Origin of the sequence: Hadarchaeum sp. (SeqCode) (genome assembly GCF_038871235.1) — an archaeon.
GTDB lineage: Archaea > Hadarchaeota > Hadarchaeia > Hadarchaeales > Hadarchaeaceae > Hadarchaeum.
Genome location: NZ_JAVZIN010000011.1, coordinates 38,221 through 54,851, shown reverse-complemented (window position 1 = coordinate 54,851; position 16,631 = coordinate 38,221). Strand labels below are relative to the sequence as shown.

Genomic DNA, 16,631 nt, shown 5'->3' with positions numbered 1-16,631 from the left:
GGTGAGGGAGGGGAAGCGGCCGATCGCGAGCATAAATTCCGACACCATCGTCCTCTCCCGCTACCTGAGCCGTGATGGCAACTACTGGCACGAGATCAACTCCCGGGCCTCGACCAAGGGTGAGGTCATGCACCTGCTGCGTCGGCTGTCGATAAACCCGGACAACATGCTCATCATCATGCACCAGAGCATGATCGACGTCTTCGGGGCCATAGACGCCAAGGAGAGGCTGAAGGTGGTGGAGGAGGTCGTCGGGCTGAAGGAATACCGGGACATGATCTTGGAGGCCCGGGAAAAGCTTTCCCACAGCCTCAGCGAGGAGGAGGCGATCAAGAGCCTGCTGGAGAAGGCCCAGGAGACGCTGCGCTACTGGGAGGGAGAGTACCAGCGCTTCAGGAGGAAACAGGAGCTGGGGTCCAAGAAGCTCGAGCTTGAAATCGAGCTGGCCTGGTCGAAGTTCTTCCGACAGATGGAGTCGGTGAGTAACCTTGAGCAGAGGCTGGGCGAGCTGGAGGCTGAACTGAAGGAGGTTAAGGAGGACCTGGCCAAGAGCAATCGGGACGAGCAGGCTCTGGAAAAGAGGCTGAAGGAGATCGACTTCGAGATAGATGCAACCTATCAGAAGCTCATCGAGCAGGAGAGGGCCCACGCCGAGGCCGAGGCGCGGGGCAAGATTCTGGAGAGCCTAGGAAAAACATTTCAGAAGATCAGGATGGATTTCAAGGAAGTTCTGGCTGGTTTTGAGTCTGACCTGAAGCGGGCCCAAAGGGCGGCGCAGGAAGCCGTGGAAAGGGTGAAGGAAACCCGGTCGAAGCTGGTCGAGGCCAAGCAGGAGAGCGAGCGGACGAAGGAGTCCTACATCAACGCCAGGGTCAGAGAGGCGGTTCTCGGCCTCAAGCGGGAGCTGCTGGAGAAGGATATCTCTGAGGTTCAGGCGGAGCTGAGGAAGGCGAGGCGGGAGCTTGAGGAGGTTGAGGCCGAGGCCAACAAGATTGGGCCTAGGGTCGAGACCAAGAGGAAACCACAGGAGGTCATGGACGAGCTGAAGGCAACCAACATCCAGCTGGCCAGCCTCGCCGATGTCTCGCCCGATGTGGAGCGGATGTACCTGAGCTACCAGAACACCCTCAAGGAGCTGCAGGCAAAGGCGGAGATCGCCGCGGCCAACCGAAAGCGGGCCCTTGAGGAGCTTGACCTGCGCCGGCAGAAGTGGAAGAGCGAGATCAACAAGCTGCTGCGCGAGGTCAGGGTGAGGTACATGGAGATCCTGAAGCGGGTCAACGCCACCGGTGACGTCAGGCTGGAGAATCCTGATGATATCGATGAGGCGGGGCTGCAGCTGCTGGTCGGCTTCAGGGGCGCCGAGCCGCAGGTGCTGGACCCGCACACCCAGAGCGGCGGCGAGCGCACCACAGCGATCATGTGCTTCCTGCTGTCTCTTCAGCAGAGGATAAAGTCACCGATCCGGGCGATTGACGAGTTCGAGATGCACATGGACCCGAAGAACCGCGAGCAGATGATGACCGAGATCCTCAATTCGATGAAGGATGAGGAGGCGCAGTACATCGTCATCACCCCCGGCAGGCTGGTGAACGTGGAGGGGGTCCCGAACGTGATCACGGTTCAGAACATAGCTGGCCTGTCCAGCGTCAAGGTGGCCGCCTAGATGAAGGAGCGACAGGAGCTGCTGCAGCGCATCGTGGAGCTCTGCGACTCGGTGCGGAAGAGCGGGCTGGACCCCTTCGATGTCGAGGTCCGGGAGTTCTTCGACCGACTCAGAGAGCTGCTGCCCAAGCTGAAGACCAACGAGGAGCTCTACCTCGATGTTCAGGCGGTGCTCGGGCTGGCCGACGTCATCTTCCAGCAGGGCGAGTGGATCAAGCACAAGTCCTCCCTACTCTACCTCGACCCGCTGCTGATCACGCTCAAGCTCTACGCGCTGCAGCCGCAAGACCTGGCCGAGGTGCTCGTCCGCTCCTGGCACCCGATCATCGACCTCGAAAGCCTCTCCCTGCCCGCGGTCAGGGAGGGCCTTGACTACTGGCGCAACCTGCCCGGCCTTGACGAGCGGTTCAAGGAGCTGGAGGTCACCGAGGTCATGACTGGGGAGATCGCGCGCCGGGAGCTGGCCAAGATGGGAATACTCAGCGACGAGGACCTCACCGCCCTGCTCGACCGGACCTGGAGGGAGCTGAGGGAGGCGGTCGGGAACAAGGAGTTCATCTCCTACTGGAAGTTCATTCAGGGAAAGAGCTTTGAGGAGACGGTCTTCCGGGCCTGGCTGGTCAGCTTCCTGGTGAGCTACGGCTATGCCACGCTGGACATCGACCCGCTCGAGGATGAGATCAACCTGAAGCCGCTGCCGAAGCCGCAGGTGCTGGAGAATGTGGCCACCTTTTCCGTGCCCATCGCCATCAGCCGCGAGGATTGGCTGAAGAGGAGGAAGAAGCGTGCCTGAGGCACCGGATGTGGCTGAGCTCAGGGAGAAGCTGGCGCGGGCGGCCCAGCTGCTCTTCTTCAGGCACCACATGCAGCCCGGGGCCAAGGCCTGGGAGCTGAGGCGGGCGCTGGGGCGGGACTATGAGCAGATACTGAAGCTGCTGGACGCCGAGCTGGAGAAGCTGGGGCTGACGGTGAAGCGGGTCAGCGAGGGTGAGGAGAACTCGGAGTCGGACCGCTACTTCATCACCCTGCGCGGACATCCTAGGCTCTCGGACGCGCGCACCTTCGGCTGGCGGGTGGACGACATGGCGATGCTCACCGTGGCCTTGGCTCACATCCTCTCCAGAGGGGGCAAGGCGCCGCTGAAGGAGGTCGAGCGCATCCTCCAGGAGAAGTTCCCCCGCTGGCGGGTGGAGGCGACGATTGACCGCTTCATCAGGCGGGGTTACCTCTCTGAGGACGAGCAGGGGCTGCTCTACCTGGGCTGGCGGGCGATGGCCGAGGTGGACCAGAGGCAGCTGCTGGGGCTGCTGTTGGGGAAGGAGAAGGCCGAGGAGGTCAGGGCTGAAGAGGGAGAGCTGGAAACAGGGACGAGAAGTTAAAATTTTATCTTAGATCATCATATGTCGCCGAGCCATACAAGCTTTTTTCTGAAGATTACCAGACCCGTTTGAGGCTCAGTTTATTACGAACAGATGGTACAAAAGTGACTACTCCGCTATCCTCGTACGCTTCCGCAGGTACAGACTTCGTGATTGTCATCATATCAGACGTAAATGTACCAGACCCCGCCGGCCATATACCCGAGTATCCCTCCGGTGATTCCGTAAGTGTGATTTTGGTGCCCTCAACAATTCCGGTCACATAGTTCACATATGTATTTCCCACTGCTATCCCTTGTAAAGCTGCCCAAAGTGGGTTTGTCCCTCCTATCTTTACCACCTTGATTGTCATAGGCCCAGCGATAGTATCGCCAGATTGCGTCACTTTCCACTCAACAGTGCAATATATTGCTAAGTCTACAGTTGGGTCCTCGGGGTTATCGGAGACAAATGCTCCAGGGCTTGTATGTCCAGCCCAATATATTAAACCTCGTCCCGAAATTGAATCTCTCCATGTCCCAGTCAAATCACGCGCCGGAGTGAGTAAAGGAACAATAGAAGGATAGATCACAAAAACGAAGATGGGGACGATAATGGCCGCCGGTATAACCACTGTCAGGATTTTCTGTGCGGTGGGGAGCGTTTTCCATACTCCTTTTTTAACTGGAGTTTCCATGTGCTCGACAATAGCTCTTTTCGCTTCAGTGGTCACTTTGAAAGTTTCCTTCGGCACCTTTTCAGCCGGCTGGGCCTGCGGCATCTCTGGCTTTGTCTTGGGTTTTCCGAACTCTACTGGACCCTTCGGGGGACGATAAACAACTCTTACCTTAAGTTTCTCCTCAGGGGGCTTGCGCGGCCTCTTTTTCGGGAGAAATGCCATCTTTTTTCTACTCCCTTTCCTAAACTATTCGATATATTTCTTCTCCTTAAGTTTATCGATTGTCGCCTTCAACCTTGCCTCGCTCAGGCCCAGGTCCTCGCTCGCCTGCGGGATGGAGATTTCTCCGCCATGTTTATCGATGTAATCAAAAACTTCCTCCTCCAAGTCCGTTAATGGTGGTAAGGGTGGTGCCGTGGGCTTTGGCTCTCTCGGGCCCAAGTTCAGCGATTTCCAGAATTCGGCTTTATAACCCTTATGCCATCTGTCCCCTTTTTTGACCAGAGAACTGGCCCGCATTTCTTTGTCAGGTTCCACGAGGAGATATCTGTGTTCCGTCTTCCAGACTGGGCCCTCAACAATTGGCTGCCAAACCGCCTCGCACGACCTACATTTAGCGTAATAAGTCAGGAACTTGCGGGTGACATCGTAACCCGAGTCAGAACCGCAGATGGGGCAGGTGGGAAAAATTCTCTTAAACTCGGATGCCCACCATTCCCGCCCCGCTTCTAAATTATCTCGGATACCCAACACTCACACCCTATTTATCCACACCAGTCTCATTTTTTCTTTTCTTTTTCCTCTATAAACGCTTTTGTCAGCTTGTAACTTCCCTTCTTCAAAAACATCCTTCTATTTTTTATCCTCAAATCATGTTTATTCTAATCTTTGGCTGTACTTAACCAAGAATTCGCCTATTACACCTCTGAAGATCTCTGAGGCTCTTGACAAGTCGAAGCGCCAAGTTGCTTAAATGAAACTTAATTAATAAGCCGAGAGAGCTGAGGTTTATCCGGGTTTAACGTGAGGCTCGGATACTCGGCCCTTCGCATTCTGGCGCTGGTGATTGTTGTCGTTGTGGTTCTGGCCACGCTGGGCGCAGTATTCTGGGGAACCCATGCAGCCTCCGGTGAGGAGTTCTACCATTCCAGCCTTTCCCGCAATACTAGCCCCAGCGTATCACCTGTTGATCAGGCGGAGCTGGTTGACGGCAATTCGAGTTTTGCCTTGGATCTTTACAGGGTGGTTCGCGGCTCCGAGGGCAACCTCTTCTTCTCCCCCTACAGCATCTCGCTGGCGCTGGCGATGACCTATGCCGGTGCCCGCGGTTCCACCGCTCAGGAGATGGCCGAGGTGCTCCACTTCACCCTGCCTCAGGAAAGGCTGCATCCCGCCTTCAACGCGCTGGACCTCGCCCTCATGGCCCAGAACAGCGAGAACTTCAGGCTCAACATCGCGAACTCGATCTGGGGGCAGATCGGCTTTGAGTTCAGGCAAGAGTTCCTCGATGTCTTGGCCCTGAACTACGGGGCCGGCCTGCGCGGGCTGAACTTCCGGGAGAACCCCGAGTCGGCCCGGGTCAGGATAAACGACTGGGTGAGCGAGCAGACAAAGGGAAAGATAAAGGACCTGATTCCGCCCGGGGCCATCGACGCGCTGACCAGGCTGGTGCTGACCAACGCCATCTACTTCAACGCGGTCTGGGAGCATCAGTTTTCGGAGAATCTGACAGCGGACGGTGTCTTCACGCTTCTGGACGGTTCTCAGATCACCGTGCCTACGATGTCCTGGCCTAAGGGTGAGCGTATCCGCTACACAGAGGGAGAGGGCTACCGGGCCGTCGAGCTGCCCTACCGGGACACCACCGCGGCGATGCTGGTCATCCTGCCGGAGAGTTTCGAGGAGTTTGAGGGCACACTGACGGCCGGGCGATTGAGGGAAATCGTGGCGAGCTTGGAGAGCCAGAATGTGATCGTGAAGATGCCGAAGTTCCGCTTTGAGTTCCCGCTGGACCTCACGGAAACCTTGGCCGGGATGGGGATGGCAACGGCCTTCAGCGATCAGGCCGACTTTACCGGGATGGCTCAGGACAGGCTGAAGATCAGCAAGGTGCTGCACAAGGCCTTCATTTCCGTCGACGAGAAGGGCACCGAGGCCGCGGCAGCGACCGCGGTAATCATGGAACTCACCGCAGTTTTGCCTCCACCGATCACCGTCTCCATGGATCGCCCCTTCATCTTCCTGATACACGACACCAGCACAGGAGCGGTTCTCTTCATGGGACGCGTGCTCGATCCCAGCGGTTAGCAGTTTTAGGGAAACAGGTGGTTCAGAATTACAATAAAATGGAGAATTTCGAGGGAGAGAAGTTAAAAACAGAGCGGCGGATCAGCCTCCACAGCTCGGCGCTTCGGCGGGCTTTTCCTCGGCGGGCTTAGCTTTCTTCTTGGCCGCCTTCTTTTTCTTGGCCATTTCTCCACCTCCCTCCATTTTTCCAAATTAAATTATCTTGAAAATAAATAAAGTTGACGCGTTATTTTAATGCCACAAATTGGGCACACTAAACTGTTTAATTAAGGCGTTTCTAAACTTAACGTGGTGGTTGGAGGTGGACAAGGTCAAGGAGGCGTTGAGAAAGATTGACAAGAAGAAACCCGCGGTGCCGATTCCTCTGAGTTTTGATGACGAGCTGAAGCACATCTGGGGCAAGAGGTGGGGTGCCCAGAGCGAGATCGGAAGACTCCGGGAGGTTCTGGTGCAGCGTCCCGGTCCCGAGATCGCGCCGCTGAAGGAGGACTGGAGGTGGTTCGGCATGAAGTCGGCGCCGGACGCGAAGAAGGCGGCAGAGCAGCACGACCGGTTTGTCGAGGTCATGAAGAAGGAGGGGGTGAAGGTCTACGACATGAAGGCTCCGCCCATGGCCAGGGGACCCTACGCGGTGCTGCAGGGGCTCTGGGGGACCAGGGACTTTGGCTTCGTGGTCAAAGGGGGCGCCATCGTTCACCGCATGTCGCTGCCCTGGGACCGGGGTGGCGAGGTCTGGTTTGCGAAGAGAGTCATGGAGCTGGGCTGCCCCATCCTGTACACGGTTCGGGGGAAGGGGACGTTCGAGGGCGGCAACGTGGTCTGGCTCGATCCAGCACACGTATGCATCGGGAAGAGCATCAGGACGAACCAGGAGGGGATAGACCAGGTCTCGAGGGTGCTGGAGTCGGTGGGGGTTGAGGAGATCAAGGTTGTGTCCATTCCGGGGTGGCTGGAGAACACCGACTGGCCCGCGGGTGGTTTCGCCCACCTGGACTGCGTCTTCGGTTATGTTGACGACGGGCTGGCGCTGATCTACCCGCCCGGCGTTCCCTACGACTTTCTGGAGTATCTGAGGGAGAAGGAGATTAACCTGATCGAGGTCCCGCCCGAGGAGGGGAAGGACTATGCCTGTAACACCCTGGCGCTGGAGCCGGGCAAGGTGATGATGCTGGATGGGTTTGAGTTTACCCGGAGGAGGCTGGAGAAGGAAGGCGTGGACGTCATCGCCGTGGACATGGGCGAGTTCATCAAGGCGGGCGGTGGGCCTCACTGTGCCACGGCGCCGCTGATACGGGATCCGGGGCCGAAACTTTAGGTTATAAGTTTGGATGGTTAATTTTTAACTTTTTTATCATTTTCCCACTTTTGACCTCAAAAATATGCCATCTAAGATAGCTTGGACACCGATTTAGCCAATCCCAGCCTTTTAAATCTTTGGAACAACAAAATCTACCTTTAAATAGCTCCTTTTCGCCAATAAATACCTAAATCTTGCCCTGATTGCCTCTTTCTATACGCAGTTATAAACAGGGCCATGAAGAGAGACGTGTTAGATCATGGGATAAGCAGCACTGATAAGTTCGATAATTCTAAAAAATGAGATCGTTGGGGTTAAAAATTTATATACACTAATTATTAATTTCAATTGATAAAAATGAATGAAATCGGAATTTTCCGCGAAGCGGATCTTTTTCGTATTGGAAAAGATATAGTAGATAGCTATCATTACGAAACAGATTTCCTCTCGGAATTATTACAAAATTCAGTTGATGCGATTAGACGAACGGGACGCAAATCTGGAAACAAGATATACGTTGAATTTAACGCTCCTAAAGGCTTGTTTACTGTATTTGACAACGGAACTGGTATGGATGAAGAAGATTTAAAGCTATTTGCATTAGGAAGAACTGACAAAGAGGATTTGAGATCCTTTCTTATAGGGGAAAAAGGGGTTGGTGGTTCCTATGTTTTGCTTGTCTCTGACTACTTTGAGGTAGAATCAGTAAAAGATGGCAAAAAGGTTAGAGCTGTTTGTGAAAAAGCGAGAGATGCGTTACTCAGTAGAAAAGAACCTGTGCTCAAAATTGTGGAAGTGGCAAGGACACAAACCTCAAACTACACTAAAATAACAACGAAAAGTATTGAATTCAAGACTGACTTCAAAGATATTGAAGACCTAGCCGAAGCGCTTAGATTGTTCACTGCTGTTGGAAACACGAGAAACGCATTGGCCGAAACGGACATTGACATCGAAATTGAAGTTTGTTTCATCACTAAAGACGAATCCGGCGACGAAATAAGAACCACAAGAAAAATACCTTTTTGTTTCTTGCATCCGAGTCTCAAATATTCGGATCATGTAAAAACATTTGAAGAACTAGAAAATGATACAAAAATTAATGATTATCCAGACGGTTTTTATCAGGATTATCTTTTTGATATCTTGGACAAAGACAGAAAAATTCGAGCAACTTTTGCGAGAGAAGATTTGCGATCAGAAAAAGGCCAATATCCATTTCCGGCAACAATCGTTTTGGGGGTTAAAGGTGCCCCCATGCCTGTAGAAATATCTCCCCCAAAGACTGGCTATGCTGGCTATTGGGGAAATCTATTTGTCTTGATAGAGAGAGACGATGTAGCTTTAGATGTTGGACGAAAATCGATTACCCGCTCGGATTTAATTCAAATTCACAGAGATTTGGCAGATTTTTTCAACCAAAAAGTAGTTAGATATGCGAGACTCTTTACTCCGCCACCAAGAGTTACAATCCCGGTTTTAGATCAACTAAAAAATCAGGCTAGGAATAAAGAAGATCTTAAGATCGCAGAAATCCCATATGCGAAAGTTCCCACTAAAGGGGAGGAATTAAGTGTAGTAGGAATATTCCACGAACTGATTGGTAAAGGCATATTAAAAGGTTATCAAACATTATCTGAGAGTTCGGATGCCCCATACGACGCCATTATTAGATATTCGGTAAAAATATCTGACCTACAGCCCCGTGCTCAGGAATTGATTCAAGAAGGATTCAGAAAAATTAAACAAAAGCCCGATATTTTTATGGTCGAAGGATTTGTTGAATACAAGGTTGATGCAGTAGAATTCATGGCGGACCATGACAAGGGATTAAAGAAAATTGAGGATATAATGCTACTTGTAGCGTATGATCTAAATAGAAAAAAGATCAGAAAAGGTTGGAAAGTAGAACCGATTCCAGAGGACGAAAAAATTTTTTACGGAGCAAAGTTCAAGTTAGTTAATGTCAATATGAATAGAGAGGTTCCTTTGATTTTGCTCAAAGAGTTTAGATTATGATAAATAAGACGCTATTTTTTATTTTTATTAAATGTTTCTTTTTTACAGAATCTGTGTTTTTATATCTTCTTTTTCGTTGGCCAAAACGTTAAATTTCGAATCAGTGTTAGTGATTTAAGTTTTATTTTTTTAAACTCCATCATTCCCACTTTTTTCAGGACTTCATAACCCAAGTTAAGTAGATTGTACAACGGGTCGAATATTTTTCATCTCAAATTATTCGAACACAATGTCGAAAAGGTTTTTAGCCAGATTCACGCGTCTAACGCGAATAATCACGGGGATAAAACTTTCGTTTTTTAGAGTTCTTGGGATAGTTTCTACCATGGATCTAAGCGCGATCTACCATATTTCACTTCTATGAAATACTTTTCAGTTTTTATTTCACAAAAGTCGACCTCAGCTATTAAGTCAGATGCACAACCCTTATTTTTTAGAATTTTGAAAATGGGCATAAGCTCGGGCATCAATAACTTTTCTTCAATGATGTACGCCCACGTTAATTTTTGTCGCATGCTCCGGTACGGGTAACTGAAATAACAAGCGACAAGTAAGGAGTCCATATCTTTGCCACACCTTTTTCTGACCAAGGATAACCACCGTTGGAAGAAGCGAACAGCTACATATTCAGCTACTTTACCTTTTAAAAGTTGGATCTTCACCTCATCTGTTTTACGTCTAAGTGTATTCATGTATTTGCGCATTGGTTCAAGCGTTTTTAACTCTTTGTGGCTAAAATCCCAAGTTTTTGCACCAAATTAAGCCCTATGGGGCAATAACTTTCTTTCTCTCCCCTCAAATACTGCGCCAGCTTTATCGGCTCCTCCCTAATCGCCGTCCTTATCTTTGAGTAACTTCCATATTTCTTGATCCTCTGGTATTTTATTCGCTTATCAGCGTGCGTTGAACATAACCCAGATAATCGTCAAGGATGAGGTGGGGCAAAACCCTAAGATTCTGGTCACGGCTGGAATCGTCGGAGCGCTGCTGGCGTCCTAGCTGGCGGCTCTCGGTGCAATTGCGGCCTTGGTCACCTAATACACCACCATTGTTGAAGGCGGGAAGAATAATTAACCGAGGACCCATAGATGCCCCGGCCCCCATTGAATTTAGCCAGATTTTTCATCGCGCGGAATTGTTAGCCCGCATCAGCCCGCCCACGTAGAACCTGGCCCAGCTGAAGACCACCAGTGAGCCGATGATGTTGGCCACCACGATGCCCCACCAGACGCCGATCAGCCCGAAGTTGAGGACGAAGGCCAGGATGAAGATGAAGAGCAGCGTCAGCACCAGCGCGCGCAGGATCGTCGCCATCATGGAGCTGATCCCTCTGCCCACCGCCTGGAACAGCGCCGACGACTGCATCCCGAAGGAGACGAAGGGCCAGAAGAGGCAGGCGATCCGGAGGAACAGCGTCAGGTCGTCGGCGAGGTGGGCCGCGCCCTCAGAGTAGGTGAACACGGCGGCGATCTGCGGGGCGAAGATGAACGTCGCCCCGGTCACGGCCGCCTCGATGAGCAGGCCGATTTTAATCGCGTGCAGGTGCGAGATGCTGATCTTCTCGTAGGACCTGGCGCCGAAGGCCGCGCCGCAGACGGCGACCACGGCGGTGGCAATTCCATTCAGTGGCAGAGTGCCCACGGTGGCCACCCTCCAGCCCGCCGAGTAGACGGCAACGCCATCGGTGCCTCCCCCTGAGATGAGGACGATGAGAAAGTTGATCACCAGCATCGAGATAGACATCGAGAGCTGGACTATCGACGAGGGGATGCCGACCCTGAGGATATCCTTCAGTATCTTCCCGTTGAACCTGAAGCCCCGGAACCTGATCGAGACATAGGTGTCGTTCTTGATCGCCAGCCAGTAGAGCAGCAGGGCCGAGGAAACGGCCATCGAGAGGACGGTGGCCAGCGCCGCCCCGGCAACGCCCAGCCCCAGCGAGTAGATGAAGATCGGGTCCAGAACGATGTTCATCCCGGCCCCGAGCCCGAGGGCATACATCGCCCTCTTGGCGTCGCCCTCTCCCCTCAGGATCGCGTTACCGACGTTGTTGAAGAAGAGGAAGATGGCCCCGGCTGAGATTATTCGGGCATAGTCCACGGTCATCTGGAGCGTCCCGCTGGCCCCGATTGCCCCAAAGATGGGCTCGGTGAGGGTGATCAAGGGCACGGTGAACATCACCGCGGTTATCACCACCAGCACGATGGAGTTGGTGGCAGCGCTGTCGGCCCCGGTTTTGTCCCGGGCGCCAATTCTCCGGGCGATGGCCGAGCTGCTTCCGATCCCGATCCCGGTTGAGATCGCCATCATGATGAAGTAAAAGGGGAAGACGAAGCCGACGGCGGCCAGAGCGTCGGCGCCGATGCCCGCCACCCAGATGGCGTCGGCGAGGTTGTAGGTGGCCTGAATCAGCATCGCCATGATCATGGGTAGGGAGAGCTTGACGATGGCCTTCTTTGGATCTCCCAGCAGCGTCTTGACCCCTTCCGTGTAGCTCTTCTCCGGCGCCAGCAATTCTTCAGACATCTTTCCCGCCACCCGCTTTCCATGCCGAGGCGTTGGCGACCAGCCTCTCCAGAAGGTCGAACACCATTTCCCTCTCCTCATCAGAAAATCCGGAGAGGAGGTGCTTCGTCCACTCCTCCAGAGCCTTCTCGACTGTCGGTTGCAGCTTTCTTGCCCTCTCGGTCAGGCAGATTCTGTAGGCCCTCCGGTCGGCTTCATCAGAAATTCTCCTCACATAGCCCGCCCGCTCCAGCTTCCTCAGCCCTCTGGTGCAGGTGGCCTTGTCGATCCTGAGTTCTTTCGCCAGCTGGTCCTGATTGATGCCGTCGCCGCGATAGAGCCTCATCAGGAGAGGGACCTGCCCGCTGCCGATGCCGTGCTTCTTCAGCCTCTCGTGAAGGTAGCTTCCCGTGAGCCGGTAAAGGTAGGAGATCAGCCGCCCGATTGACCTGCGTTCGCCCATTGCCGTGCCTCCATCAACCAACACAACCATCCGATATAAAGGTTGCTATAGCAACTATTTTACCCTGCAACGCCGGAAAAGGGTTTATCCCCCAGCGGCTAGTTTATCTGGGGCAGCCTTGATGATCGAGGAGATCAGGGAGATTCAGAAGAGGTTCGGCATCATCGGCAGGGAGAGGGAGCTGGAGCAGGCTTTGGCGGTGGTCCGGGCGGGCAGACATCTCCTAATCGAGGGACCGGTCGGCGTGGGCAAGACCGTCATCGCGCTGGCCATTTCCAACTACCTGCACAAGCAGGTCTTCCGCGTCGATGGCGATGAGAGGTACACCGAGCAGAAGCTCACCGGCTGGTTCGACCCGCCGATTGTCCTAAAGCTGGGCTACGTTCAAGAGGCTTTCATTCCTGGGCCGCTGACGATGGCGATGCAGAGCGGCGGCGTCCTCTTCATCAACGAACTGAACCGGATGCCGGAGTCGGTTCAGAACGTGCTGCTGCCCGCGATGGACGAGTTCAAGATCGAGATACCAAAGATCGGCAGCATCACCGCCGCCGATGGCTTCGTCATCATTGCCACCCAGAACCCGAGGGAGTTCATCGCCACCAGTCCCATCTCCGAGGCGCTGCGCGACCGCTTCGAGCTGGTGACGCTGGGCTACCAGCCTGAGGCCGAGGAGATCGAGATCCTGAAGCTGCGGACTGGGATTGAGGACGATAACTTTGCCCGGCTGGTCGTTCGGATAGTCAGGGCGACCCGCGAGCACCCTGAGATAAGGAGGGGGGCCTCGATCCGGGCCGCGATCAGCGTGGCCCTGCTCGCTGTCCAGCTGGGCGGTGATGTTGAGGCGGTCAGGAAGGCCTGCCGCTTGGCCCTGCCCACGAGAATCGAGCTGAGGGAGGAGGCCCGGAGCCAGCCCACCGAGGTCATCGACGCGATCGTTGATTCACTCCTGAAAAGAGCAGAGGGATTGGATAGAATCACCACCCCTCTCGAAGTAAAAAAAAAGACTTGACTGAACCTACGATTTACACCGTGATTTTTTCCGGAAAGACAACCGAGGCCGAAAATGAAGATGTCGGCTGGCTGATTGCGCGGAGCTACCCTGACCTCAAGAACAGGCTCGACGAGAGGCAGCGCGAGGAACTCAGGAAGATAGCCATCAGGGCAATTCTGCGCCGGGCCCTGAGAAGCCTTGGTCCCACGAAGAGGTCCGCCAGGCTGAGGAGGGACAGCTACCGCTTCGGCGCCGATGAGATGGACCTCGAGGCCACCTGCGAGCGGATCGTCGGTAAGCCGGACTACCGAGCCGAGGACATCGTGGTGGAGACGAGGGAGAGGAAGAAGCTGGCCTGCTCGCTGATGCTGGACACCAGCCTCTCCATGGCTGGGGAGAAGCTGGCCGTGGCTGCAGTGGGAGCCTCGATGCTGGCCATCGAGTTGAGGGAGGATAATTATGCCGTGATCACCTTTAACTCCCAGGCGCAGGTTCTCAAGGCAATGGGGCAGAGGAGGGATGTGCGTCAGGTCATCTCTGATCTTCTAGAGATCAACGCTTTCGGGTACACAAACATGGAGGAGGGACTGAGGGCAGGGCTGAACGAGCTGGAGAGGGCCGCGGCAGGAGAAAGGCTGGGAATAATAATCACCGATGGCAGGTGCTCAGAAGGCTTTCACCCAGAGAGGGTCGCGTCTGGATTTCCCAAGCTCTGCGTGATCATGGTCGAGTCTCCTCATTCCGACGCCGGCACCTGTTCACTACTGGCTGAGCTGGGACGAGGCAGAGTCTATCGGGTGAGGGAGTATTCCCAGATCCCGGGAGCCATCCGGAAGCTCCTCAGGGAGTTTGCCTAGCTTTGGAGTCCTTCATCCGAAGCGACAGCGCCGTGGCGACTATGGCGACGGTGACGAGGCCCATGAAGGCCCAGTAGAAACCGGTGATGTCGGCTATGTAGCCCACCGTCATCGTGGAGATCAGGCTCAACCCCTGCGAAATGCCGAAGACGATGCCCACAAACATCCCGGTGCTCTCCGGCGGGGCCAGCTCGGAGGAGTAGAGCAAACCCACGCAGCGCGTTGCCTGGCCGAAGAAGCCGAAGAGGATGAGGAGGGCGATTGCCAGCGGACCTGAGGAGTTCAAGAATCCCAGCAGGGAAAATGCCAGCAGTAGCAGCGAGATGGTGAAGGTGTTCCTCCGGCCGATGTAGTCCGATATCGTGCCTCCCAGCGGCTCGGCAATCACGCCCATCCCCCAGACCAGGCTGCTGAGCAGACCCATCTCGATCGCGGTGTTGCCTTGGACCGAGTAGAAGTAGACGGGCATGAAGTTGGTAAAGCCCCGGAAGACGAACAAGGTGAGGCCGTAGACGAGGCCGAGCAGGATTATCGGCCACCAGAGTATCCTCCTGCCGCTGCTCTTCGGCTCGGGCTCTGGTTCCCTCAGCACCAGCCAGAGCAGCAGGGCGGCGACACAGGTGGGGATGAAGAGCAGGGAGACGGTTGGCCTCCAGCCGATGGAGTAGGCTAGAGGGGCCAGCAGCAGCGGTGAGGCGAAGAAGCCGATGGCGCCCCCGCCCCCATGAATCCCCATGTATCTACCCTTGTGGTTCGGGTAGAGCGAGGTGATGATCTTGGTGGCCTGAGGATGGTAGGAGCTGAATCCGATTCCCATGATCACGGAGAGAATCAGGAGCGTGGGGTAATCCTGGGCGAACTGCAGCGCTGAGACCGAGATCCCGTAGAGGGCCAGCCCGAGGCACATCAGCGGCTTCCGTTTGCGGTATTTGTCGGCCAGGTGTCCCAGCAGCCCGTTCAGGACCACCGCGGAGCCGAGGTAGACGCCCAGCAGCACCCCGCTCTCAAAGTAGCTCAGGTTGAACTCGAGGATGAAGAGGGGCAGGAACAGCGGCAGGATGAACTGGAAGAAGTCGTTGAAGAAGTGGGCAAAGGTCATCACCGCAAGCGGCAACCACCGGCTCTTCATTGGCAACACCTTTTTTATCTCAACTGTTATCTCTGGACAGGTTTATAAACGAAGATGTTTTCAGCGTTTTACCAGTTGCCGTATCTTTCTTTTCAGTTCCGTTGATGGTCCCTTTTTGTAAACTGAGGAAATTACCTCGGCAATCTTGAACATCTCAGGGAGCCCCATCCCGCGGTGAGTCACCTCAGCCACGCCCAGCCTGCCCGCGACGTCGATGAAGATGTTCACCTGTTCCAGCTGCCGGCAGAGCCTTTCCGCAGCCGTGGGATTGAGGTCGAGGAGGATCTGATGGCTCTGGGTGTAGCCCCTCTGTTTGAACCTCACCGGGACGCCTGATTCATCGAGGGCCTTGGCCAGAGACTGGGCATTTCTGACAACGCGCCGGCCGTAGCTCCTGTCCCGCAGCAGCTCCTCGAGGACAACCCCGAGTGCGGCGATCCTGTTCACGTGGGGATTGTCGACGAGACCGATGCCGGTTTCCAGGTCGATGTCGAGGAAATTTCTGAGCTTCTGTTCGTGCTCGCTGGAGTTGGTCAGGATCAGCCCTCCCTGCGGGCCGTAGAGGGACTTGTGGGTGCTGCCGAAGAGGATTTCCGCCCCCTCTCGAAGCGGGTCCTGGAATTCTCCGCAGGCGATCAGGCCTAGGACGTGTGAGCCGTCGTAGCCCAGAAGGCAGGGCAGTTCCTCGCTCTCGATGAACTGGCTCAGCTCCTTGACCGGGTGGGGAAAGAGGATGTAGGATGCCCCGAGGATCGTCAGCCTCACGCGCTCCTCGGCGATTGTTTTCCTGGCATGGTTGAGGTCGATTTCGTAGCTCTGCTCGTTCACGGAGAGTTGGACCAGGCGGCGGTGGAACTTTTGCACCCCGAGCGGAAAGCCACCGGAGCTGAACGGAACCATGGCCACCTTTTCCTCCGGGACGGTGAAGGCGAGCATCACGGCGAGGTCACACATGGTTCCGGAGAGCGGTGAAACCAGCGCGTGTTTGGCCCGGAAGAGCTTTTCCGCCAGTTGCTCCGTTGTTTCGATGATCTCCTGAGCGAACCTTGAACCGCCGTAGAAATCAGAGTGGTAACGGCCGGCAAGGTCGCTGGCAAGGGCCTCGCGGGCAGCGGAGGAGAGACAGTTCTCCGAGGCAATGAGGTTGATTCCGTTGGCCCTCAGTTCCTCGTGTTTTTTCACCAGGGCAGCTATTTCAGATCCAGGATGAATTTTACCCATACCAGCTCCACAATTAATGGCGCTGGAGTATAAATCAGACATGCGTCAAGATGGCTATCTACCCAAAAGCTTGTCGGCCTTTGATTTTGTGTTGGCAGTGAAAATTCGTGATTGATACACGTGTATCATCACGGGTGACA

The 16,631-nt window shown here is 54.6% G+C and carries 15 protein-coding genes; 9 read left to right on the top strand and 6 right to left on the bottom strand.

Annotated features, from left to right (window positions below):
- The 3 genes from QXT02_RS06030 to QXT02_RS06020 all read left to right on the top strand — a co-directional run.
- On the top strand, positions 1-1,666 hold a 1,666-nt coding region (locus QXT02_RS06030; RefSeq protein WP_342812533.1), incomplete at its 5' end, for a hypothetical protein.
- Positions 1,667-2,458: a hypothetical protein gene (locus QXT02_RS06025; protein ID WP_342812532.1), complete on the top strand. Its 792-nt coding sequence runs from the start codon at positions 1,667-1,669 to the stop codon at positions 2,456-2,458.
- The gene (locus tag QXT02_RS06020; RefSeq protein WP_342812531.1) at positions 2,451-3,044 is read left to right on the top strand and encodes a hypothetical protein; all 594 of its coding nucleotides are present in this window, start codon (positions 2,451-2,453) and stop codon (positions 3,042-3,044) included. The genes QXT02_RS06025 and QXT02_RS06020 overlap by 8 nt, the downstream gene beginning before the upstream one ends.
- A gap of 55 nt (positions 3,045-3,099) precedes the next feature.
- On the opposite strand, the gene QXT02_RS06015 is transcribed toward QXT02_RS06020, so the two are convergent.
- Positions 3,100-3,924, bottom strand: coding sequence for a hypothetical protein (locus QXT02_RS06015; protein WP_342812530.1), 825 nt, complete (start codon positions 3,922-3,924; stop codon positions 3,100-3,102).
- Positions 3,925-3,948: 24 nt separating this feature from the next.
- On the bottom strand, positions 3,949-4,452 hold the full coding sequence (locus tag QXT02_RS06010) for a hypothetical protein (protein ID WP_342812529.1): 504 nt from the start codon (positions 4,450-4,452) through the stop codon (positions 3,949-3,951).
- 273 nt (positions 4,453-4,725) lie between these two features.
- Here QXT02_RS06010 and QXT02_RS06005 point away from each other — a divergent pair, with 273 nt between their 5' ends.
- The 3 genes from QXT02_RS06005 (at position 4,726) to QXT02_RS05995 (ending at position 9,325) form a co-directional block, all read left to right on the top strand.
- On the top strand, positions 4,726-6,009 hold the full coding sequence (locus QXT02_RS06005; RefSeq protein WP_342812528.1) for a serpin family protein: 1,284 nt from the start codon (positions 4,726-4,728) through the stop codon (positions 6,007-6,009).
- A 301-nt stretch (positions 6,010-6,310) separates the two neighbouring features.
- On the top strand, positions 6,311-7,324 hold the full coding sequence (locus tag QXT02_RS06000) for a dimethylarginine dimethylaminohydrolase family protein (RefSeq protein ID WP_342812540.1): 1,014 nt from the start codon (positions 6,311-6,313) through the stop codon (positions 7,322-7,324).
- A gap of 339 nt (positions 7,325-7,663) precedes the next feature.
- On the top strand, positions 7,664-9,325 hold the full coding sequence (locus QXT02_RS05995; RefSeq protein ID WP_342812526.1) for an ATP-binding protein: 1,662 nt from the start codon (positions 7,664-7,666) through the stop codon (positions 9,323-9,325).
- Between the two features lie 1,122 nt (positions 9,326-10,447).
- Here QXT02_RS05995 and QXT02_RS05990 read toward each other — a convergent pair.
- Both QXT02_RS05990 and QXT02_RS05985 read right to left on the bottom strand, forming a co-directional pair.
- Complete coding sequence (locus tag QXT02_RS05990) at positions 10,448-11,851, bottom strand: MATE family efflux transporter (protein ID WP_342812524.1); 1,404 nt, start codon at positions 11,849-11,851, stop codon at positions 10,448-10,450.
- Positions 11,844-12,323, bottom strand: coding sequence for a MarR family transcriptional regulator (locus QXT02_RS05985; RefSeq protein ID WP_342812523.1), 480 nt, complete (start codon positions 12,321-12,323; stop codon positions 11,844-11,846). The genes QXT02_RS05990 and QXT02_RS05985 overlap by 8 nt, the downstream gene beginning before the upstream one ends.
- Before the next feature lie 91 nt (positions 12,324-12,414).
- Here QXT02_RS05985 and QXT02_RS05980 point away from each other — a divergent pair, with 91 nt between their 5' ends.
- Positions 12,415-13,302, top strand: a complete 888-nt coding sequence (locus tag QXT02_RS05980) for a MoxR family ATPase (protein ID WP_342812539.1) — start codon at positions 12,415-12,417, stop codon at positions 13,300-13,302.
- Positions 13,299-14,141 (top strand): vWA domain-containing protein, encoded by an 843-nt coding sequence (locus QXT02_RS05975; RefSeq protein ID WP_342812521.1) that lies wholly within the window; start codon positions 13,299-13,301, stop codon positions 14,139-14,141. The genes QXT02_RS05980 and QXT02_RS05975 overlap by 4 nt, the downstream gene beginning before the upstream one ends.
- Here the strand turns inward: QXT02_RS05975 and QXT02_RS05970 are convergent.
- The gene (locus tag QXT02_RS05970) at positions 14,125-15,186 is read right to left on the bottom strand and encodes an MFS transporter (RefSeq protein WP_342812538.1); all 1,062 of its coding nucleotides are present in this window, start codon (positions 15,184-15,186) and stop codon (positions 14,125-14,127) included. The two genes, QXT02_RS05975 and QXT02_RS05970, sit on opposite strands and share 17 nt — an antisense overlap.
- On the opposite strand from QXT02_RS05970, the gene QXT02_RS05965 reads away from it, so the two are divergent.
- Positions 15,082-15,318, top strand: coding sequence for a hypothetical protein (locus QXT02_RS05965; protein WP_342812541.1), 237 nt, complete (start codon positions 15,082-15,084; stop codon positions 15,316-15,318). The genes QXT02_RS05970 and QXT02_RS05965 overlap by 105 nt on opposite strands.
- A 12-nt stretch (positions 15,319-15,330) precedes the next feature.
- Here QXT02_RS05965 and QXT02_RS05960 read toward each other — a convergent pair whose 3' ends face one another.
- A complete protein-coding gene (locus tag QXT02_RS05960) occupies positions 15,331-16,491 on the bottom strand; it encodes a hypothetical protein (RefSeq protein ID WP_342812520.1) in 1,161 nt (386 codons plus the stop codon).
- Positions 16,492-16,631 lie beyond the last annotated feature (140 nt).